The organism is Chromobacterium piscinae (assembly GCF_021129175.1).
GTDB classification, from domain to species: Bacteria; Pseudomonadota; Gammaproteobacteria; order Burkholderiales; family Chromobacteriaceae; genus Chromobacterium; species Chromobacterium piscinae.
In genome coordinates this window covers 1-1277 of sequence record NZ_JAJOHV010000171.1, presented here as the reverse complement: position 1 = coordinate 1277, position 1277 = coordinate 1, and the positions used below count along the sequence as shown (strand labels likewise).

The following is a 1277-nucleotide window of genomic DNA, read 5'->3' as shown; positions in this document are numbered from 1 at the left end:
TGGCCGCACGCTGCTGGTCCGCCACGCCAACGCCGAGGCGCTGGCCCGCGAAGCGGCCCGCCACGCGGCGCTGACCGTCAGCGTGGTCACGCCGCGCCAGGGGCACGGCGAAGCCATGCTGACGCTGCCCGCCACGCTGCAAGGCATGGCCGAGGCGCAGATCTACGCCCGCACCAACGGCTACATCAAACGCTGGTACAAGGACATCGGCCAGCCGGTGAAGAAAGGCGAGCTGCTGGCCGAGCTGGACATCCCCGACATCGACAAGCAAGTGCAGGAAGCGCAGGCCAATTTCAGCCTGGCCAAAACCGCCTACCTGCGCTGGAAGGCGCTGCGCGCGCAGGACGCGGTGTCGCAGCAGGAGTTCGACGAGAAGCAGGCCGCCTACCAGCAAACCGAGGCCGAGTTGAAGCGGCTGCGCGACCAGCAGGACTTCGCCCGCGTCGTCGCGCCGTTCGACGGCATCGTCACCCGCCGCAACATCGACACCGGCAGCCTGGTCAACGCCGGCAACGGCGGCAGCGCGCAAGCGCTGTTCGCCACCGCGCAGATCGACAAGCTGCATCTGTACGCCTACGTGCCGCAATCGCGCGCGGCCGACATCCGCGTCGGCCAAACCGTGCGCATCTCGCGCCAAGAGGCCCCCAGTCATCCGGTCTCCGGCAAAGTGGCGCGCACCGCCGGCGCCATCGATCCGTCCACCCGCACGCTACAGGTGGAGGTGACGGTGGCCAACGCCGCCCACGGCCTGATGCCGGGCCAGTATGTGGACGCCTCGTTCAAGCTGCCCGCCGGCGACAGCCTGACCCTGCCCACCAACACGCTGCAGTTCGGCGCCAAGGGCCCTCGCGTCGCGCTGGCCGGCGCCGACGGCAAGGTCCATCTGCAAGCGGTAGCCGTCGGCACCGACTACGGCCATGAAGTGGAAATCCGCGCTGGCCTGAAGCCGAGCGACCGGGTGATCGTCAACCCGCCGGACTCGATCAACGACGGCCAACCGGTCAGCGTCGTCGCCCCGGCCAAGGGAGAGTAAGCCGATGCGCGCGCTCTCTCTGCTGATCGCCGCCGCCTTGAGCGGCTGCGCCGTCGGCCCCGANNCGGCTGGCTGCCGGCCGCGCCCGCCGATGCGCTGCCCAAGCGCGACTGGTGGCGGATGTTCGGCGACGAGGATCTGAACCGGCTGGAAGCCGACGCCCTGGCCCGCAGCCCGACGCTGCAGCTGGCGCTGGCCAGGCTGGACCAGGCCCAGGCGCAAAACCGCGTCCACGGCGCCGCCG

General features: G+C 70.5%; 1 protein-coding gene. It reads left to right on the top strand.

Features of this window, described 5'->3' with window-relative positions; all coding sequences use genetic code 11:
• On the top strand, nucleotides 1–1033 hold a 1033-nt coding region (locus LQR33_RS23900), incomplete at its 5' end, for an efflux RND transporter periplasmic adaptor subunit (protein WP_231470730.1).
• Nucleotides 1034–1277: the final 244 nt, after the last annotated feature.